Origin of the sequence: Desertivirga arenae, assembly GCF_017355785.1 — a bacterium.
GTDB classification, from domain to species: domain Bacteria; phylum Bacteroidota; class Bacteroidia; order Sphingobacteriales; family Sphingobacteriaceae; genus Desertivirga; species Desertivirga arenae.
In genome coordinates this window covers 685,222-691,263 of the sequence record NZ_JAFEWE010000002.1, presented here as the reverse complement: position 1 = coordinate 691,263, position 6,042 = coordinate 685,222, and the positions used below count along the sequence as shown (strand labels likewise).

At 41.2% G+C, this 6,042-nt stretch carries 4 protein-coding genes; 3 read left to right on the top strand and 1 reads right to left on the bottom strand.

Annotated elements, in window-relative coordinates; all coding sequences use genetic code 11:
- Positions 1-455, bottom strand: a 455-nt coding sequence (locus tag J4N24_RS06920) for a thiamine pyrophosphate-binding protein (protein ID WP_305794760.1), incomplete at its 3' end; no start/stop codon positions are given.
- A 207-nt stretch (positions 456-662) separates the two neighbouring features.
- On the opposite strand from J4N24_RS06920, the gene J4N24_RS06915 reads away from it, so the two are divergent.
- From J4N24_RS06915 to J4N24_RS06905, 3 genes are read left to right on the top strand one after another with little or no spacing between them, the layout of a single operon-like run.
- Positions 663-3,851, top strand: a complete 3,189-nt coding sequence (locus tag J4N24_RS06915; RefSeq protein ID WP_207532921.1) for a phage tail-like protein — start codon at positions 663-665, stop codon at positions 3,849-3,851.
- Between the two features lies 1 nt (position 3,852).
- A complete protein-coding gene (locus J4N24_RS06910; protein WP_207532920.1) occupies positions 3,853-5,064 on the top strand; it encodes a T9SS type B sorting domain-containing protein in 1,212 nt (403 codons plus the stop codon).
- A 1-nt stretch (position 5,065) separates the two neighbouring features.
- Complete coding sequence (locus tag J4N24_RS06905; protein ID WP_207532919.1) at positions 5,066-6,040, top strand: PorP/SprF family type IX secretion system membrane protein; 975 nt, start codon at positions 5,066-5,068, stop codon at positions 6,038-6,040.
- The last annotated feature ends 2 nt before the right edge of the window (positions 6,041-6,042 follow it).

The window sequence follows — 6,042 nt, the reverse complement described above, 5'->3', positions numbered from 1 at the left end:
TCACCATCCCCGTGAAGAGTGTAAACGAAAGAATCATCGCCGTTTAATCTTTTAGCTTGCGCTGCACCGATAGCTACTGATAAGCCCTGGCCCAAAGAACCAGAAGCCATACGGATACCTGGAAGACCTTCGTGTGTAGTGGGGTGACCTTGTAACCTGGAGTTAAGCTTACGGAAAGTAGCCAGTTCTGCTACCTCAAAATATCCAGAGCGAGCAAGTACGCTGTAGAACACCGGAGAAATATGGCCATTAGAAAGGAAGAACAAGTCTTCGCCTTTACCATCCATATTAAACTTCGGATCGTGTTTCATGATATGGAAGTACAAGGCTACCAGGTAATCGGTACAGCCTAATGAACCTCCAGGGTGGCCCGACTGGCACTGGTGTACCATGCGGACAATATCACGACGTACCTGCGTTGCGATATCTTTTAATTTGTCTATATCTGGATTCATAATTTTTTAAGAAAGCGCCAAAAGTAATTATTTCCCTTGAATGCCACCGTTTTAGCTCTTTTAAAATTATTAACAATTTCTTACGATTTATGTAACCTGCTAAAATTTCACGCGTATAAAGAGAGAAATTTTATCTAAAGGAAAACTTTTAGTTAACGATGCCTCACTAACCATTGAGTGTTAATGTTTTAGGCCATGAAGAAAAAAATGTTAGATATTTTAAATAATAGGGCATGGACAATTTCTTGCCTGTTGACCTTTATTGCCTTTTCGCAAGTAGCTAAAGCTCAGACTGGTTCTGTGGGTATTGGAACCACAAAGCCTAACACTTCGGCTATCCTTGATATTACTTCAAACAACAAGGGATTACTTATTCCAAGGTTAACTGAAAGTGAAAAGGAGACTTTGCAGTCCTCTGGCTCAACTAATGTTAGTGCAACTGGATTATTGATCTATAATACCACTACTAATAAATTCAATTTCTGGTTAAATGATCGCTGGATCGAGCTGAGCACTAATCAGAGTCTTATAGGAAACGGCTTGTCAGCATACCAGATTTGGCTTAATGTTGGTCATACTGGCACTGAGCAGGAGTTTCTTCTTTCTTTAAAAGGAAATGATGGTGCCAGGGGAGCTGCAGGTCAGTCAGCTTTTGAGTTATGGAAATCTTTGCCAGGAAACGCTTTAAAAACAGAAACGGATTTTCTGTCCTCAATAAAGGGTTTAGATGGTAGAAACGGCAGAGATGGACAATCTGCGTTTGAATTATGGAAAAGCTTACCAGGAAATGCATCTAAGTCGGAAACGGACTTTTTATTGTCTATTAAAGGTATTGACGGCATTAATGGGAAAGATGGTCTGAACGGTAAGGACGGGCTTAATGGTGCTGATGGTAGAGACGGTTTAAATGGAAAAGATGGTTTGTCAGCTTTTGATATTTGGATTACTCTGCCTGGTAATGAAAATAAGACACTCCAGGACTACTTTGCTTTCTTCAAAGGTAAAGATGGTTCTAATGGCACCGATGGAATAAATGGAACCAATGGGAGAGACGGGCAGTCGGCATACGAAATTTGGAAAAGCATTCCGGGTAATGAAAACAAAACCTTAAGCGAGTATTTCTCTGCCTTTAAGGGTAAAGATGGTTCAAACGGCATGGATGGCCGGGATGGAACTAACGGGGTTGACGGAATAAATGGTCAATCCGCATTCGACTCATGGAAGGCATTACCGGGGAATGAAAATAAAAGCTTGAATGACTTCTTCGCTTTCTTTAAAGGTAAGGATGGTGTTGACGGAAAGGACGGAGTAAACGGTACAAATGGAGTTGACGGCAAAAATGGCCAAGATGGTACCAATGGAATTAATGGTCAAGACGGAAAGTCTGCTTTGGATTTGTGGAAGAGCATTCCTGGCAATGAAAATAAGACTTTGACAGATTATTTCGCTGCATTTAAAGGCAAGGATGGATCTAATGGTCAAGATGGCTTAAATGGCAAAGATGGAAAATCGGCTTTCGATATTTGGAAAAGTCAAGCGGGTAATGAGAATAAAACTATGGATGACTACTTTGCTTTTTTTAAAGGTAAAGATGGTATAAATGGTACAAATGGGTCAAATGGAACAGATGGAAAATCTGCGTTTGATATCTGGAAGAGTCAGTCTGGAAATGAAAATAAAACAGAGGCTGATTTCCTCCTATACATGAAAGGCGTGGATGGCAAGGATGGAGTCTCGGCGTACCAAGCTTGGTTAAACGCAGGCAACTCGGGTTCTGAAGCTACATTTCTATCCTCCTTAAAGGGCTTAAACGGGCAATCTGCCTATGAGCTTTGGAAGCTTTTGCCTGGAAATGCGAGCAAATCTGAAGCAGAGTTCTTAGCCTATTTACAAGGCGAAGATGGTGTAAATATTACTAACATAAGTTTAAATGCGTCTGGTGAATTAGTTTTCCAAATGAGCAATGGCGAAACCAGAAATGTGGGAGTTGTTAAAGGTTTAGACGGCGTTAGCATAAGGAAGGCTACACAGAACGCAAGTGGGGAACTTCTTCTTGATTTTAGTGACGGAACAACGAAGAACGTTGGTCTGGTTAAAGGAGTTGACGGGACTAATGGAATAAGCATTACCGCTGCAACACAAAATGCATCCGGGGAATTAATTCTGACATTTAGCGATGGAACATCTAAAAGTGTAGGTGTTATAAAGGGAACGAACGGTACAAATGGTACTAGTATCACAAATGCTGTTCAAAATGCGAATGGTGAATTAGTATTGACGTTCAGCGATGCTACGACTCGGAATGTTGGAGTTGTTAAAGGGATAAATGGAACGAATGGTACTAATGGAACGAATGGTACTAATGGGATAAGCATTTCGGGCGCAACTCAGAATGCTCTTGGGGAGCTTGTTCTTACCTTTACAGACGGAACAACGAAGAACGTGGGTCTGATAAAGGGAACAAATGGAACAAACGGTACCAATGGGACAAATGGGGTAAGTATTACAAGTGCCGATAGGAATGCTGCAGGCGAGTTGATTTTAACATTTAGTGACGGTACAACTAAAAACCTCGGAGTTATTAAGGGGGCAGATGGAGCAAAGGGGGATAACGGTTTAAGTATTACTAATGCTGTGATAAATGGTTCCGGTCAATTAATCCTCACATTTAGTGACGCGACTGTGGTAAATGTTGGTATGGTTAAGGGTACAGATGGAACCAATGGTAAGGATGGTACTAATGGTAAGGATGGTACTGACGGAAAAGCTGGTTCTAAGTGGTACGTTGACAGTGCTGCACCGGATGACGTTATTGGAGTTGAAGGAGACTACTATTTAAATAACTTGACAGGTGACGTATATGCTAAAACAGTAACCGGTTGGGGAGAACCTGTAGCTAATATACGACCGCGGACCTCGGGTCTTTGGTCCTTAAGCGGGAATTCCGGGACTGATCCTGGTACTGGTGGAGATTATCTGGGGACAAACGATAAAAAGGACCTTGTATTTGCTACTTCCGTGGAAGAGAGGATGAGAATAAAAGCAACCGGCAATATAGGTATAGCAACAACTAGTCCAGGTGCAAATCTTCACGTTAACGGAACTTTTATTCTTGGCAAGCAAGGCTCTGTATTAACAAGGGTTCTTAAGTCAAAACTACCACTGGATGTTGCTGATATGCAAGGCGGGACAGCTCAAAAATATACTTTTTCTATCCCAGCTGCAGGTGTAGGATCAACGGTAACTGTATCACCAGAATCGGAATTGCCTGACGGGGTTACTATCAGCTACGCCCGGGTATCGGCTCCGGGGATTATCGAAGTAAAATTCTACAACGCCACCTCTGGTGCAAAAAATCCCGACTCTATGAACTATTACATTACTGTTGTTGAATAGTATGAGATCGACCTGGAGACATATTGTTTTTGCTGCCGCACTGCTTTATTTTAAAGCAGAGGCTCAAGTAGTGAATACAGGCCAGACGCTACATTTAGGAGAAAATAGCCTTCTCTTTCTTAGCGAAGGGTATCGCCATGATGAGGGACAGATTTCTGGTGAGGGGACCCTCGAGATCAAAGGCAATATTGTTAACAATTCTTCTAATACAATTTTTGAAAATCAATCCAAAGCGACCGTTTTTTTAAATGGCAATATCCAGAATATCAGTGGAAATCCTTTGAGCGTCCCCAATCTGAAATTGGGTGGCTTTGGAGATAAGGAGCTGAAGACGAATGCCACAATTACGAATTCTTTGTCTTTGGATGACAGGCTTCTGAATATCGGAGATAATAAACTTTCAATTTCCAGTCCTGCTGTGGACGCGCTTAGCAGAAGCACCGGTTTTATTACAACCAATGAGAATGGTGCCTTATTAAGGAATACGAACAGTAATGGGCAATATTTATTTCCCTTAGGTTCCATAAAGAACAATCCTTCTTTTAAGAAGTTCAATTCGATTGACGTCAATCCATTGTACCGGCCGGTAATTATTGAGCCGGAAAATCAGGAGCTGAATACATATACTTTGAATTTGGTTAACCAGAATCCTGATCCATTATATCCTGTCTCACAAAGAACATCGGATATAGAGAAGGTTAGTGATAAGTACTTTTATATTCTCGATCATACAGCTGGAAGTTCAAAGTTTGGAACAAAGTTCTTCCAGGTAAAAGCTATTGAAAATAATGCGGCCGTCGTATTATGGAAAAATGAACATTCCAGATGGGAAAAGGTCTCAACCGGAGTTGAAGAAGGAATCCTTGGTGATCGTTTAGATCGTTCTTTATCTTTTACTTCAGCTGCAGGCTTAAAAAATCAGGTGGTTTCATTTGCTGATATTCCATTCATCTTTTTTAATGCTTTCTCTCCTGATGGAGATGGAAAGAACGATACCTGGCAAATCCAGAATATTGAATTATATCCTGAAAATACTTTGACGATTTTCAATCGATGGGGGGATGAGGTGTATAAGACAAGGAATTACTCGCCAACTAACTCCTGGGATGGCTCAAATTTACAGCCTGGAACTTATTTCTACGTATTAAGTGTGAATGTGAATGGTAATAAAAATACCTATAAGGGCTTCATTACCATGGTTAAGAAAAATTAATATGAGATTCTGTCTGCCTTTTATATTTGCTTTGATCACCCTGAATGTGTTTGCGCAACAAGACGCGCAGTACAGCCAGTATATGTTCAACACTATGGTGGTAAACCCTGCCTATGCCGGATATAAAGGAATTTTCAATGCAAGTTTGTTACACCGGGATCAATGGTCAGGTTTCGAAGGCGCACCCCAAACGCAATCTATAGTAATTGACGATGCCTGGGGAAGAGATGACCGAGTAGGCCTGGGTTTGGCGATTGTTAATGATAAAGTAGGAATTCAAAGACATTCCTCAGCACATGTTAATTATGCCTACCGTCTGCCTGTTTCTGAAAATGACGATCGGCTGGCATTTGGTTTGTCTCTCGGCGTTTCACAATTTATGCTGAATGGTAGTGATGCCACTACTCAGGATGCTGAAGATCCTAATTTCAGCAACAGGGGCAGTTACTTTGTTCCTGATGCCCGTTTCGGGGTTTATTTTTCTAATAGCAGACTTTATGCTGGTGTTTCCGGGACTAACCTTTTGTCTGATCTTATAGATTACAATAGGGTAGGGCAGAACACCATAGCTAAACAAGCGCCTCATTATTTCCTTACGGGGGGATACTTGATGGATATCAATGCAGATACTAAGTTTAAGCCTTCTTTTTTGATAAAGGAAGATACCAAAGGTCCCACCAGTCTAGATATAAATTCCTCCTTTTTGCTGAAGGAAAAGCTTTGGTTGGGTGCCTCTTACCGCACGGGTGTTAATTTGTGGAAAAAAAGTAATTGGAATAACTCTATATTTAGGCAAAATTCGCTAGTTGGAGTGGTAGAGGTCTATTTCCGGGAAAAGTTCCGCGTTGGTTATGCTTATGATTACTCGCTTTCAAAGCTGGCAGCATATTCAAATGGAACTCATGAAATATCACTGGGGGTGATATTAAACAGCAACAGGAAAAGCTCGGCCCTGCTTACACCGCGTTATTTTTAACT

What these genes read in the sequence shown, in the direction of transcription:
- J4N24_RS06905 (WP_207532919.1), top strand. Translation starts at nt 5,066, where the DNA reads ATGAGATTCTGTCTGCCTTTTATATTTGCTTTGATCACCCTGAATGTG.
- J4N24_RS06915 (WP_207532921.1), top strand. Translation starts at nt 663, where the DNA reads ATGTTAGATATTTTAAATAATAGGGCATGGACAATTTCTTGCCTGTTG.
- J4N24_RS06910 (WP_207532920.1), top strand. Translation starts at nt 3,853, where the DNA reads ATGAGATCGACCTGGAGACATATTGTTTTTGCTGCCGCACTGCTTTAT.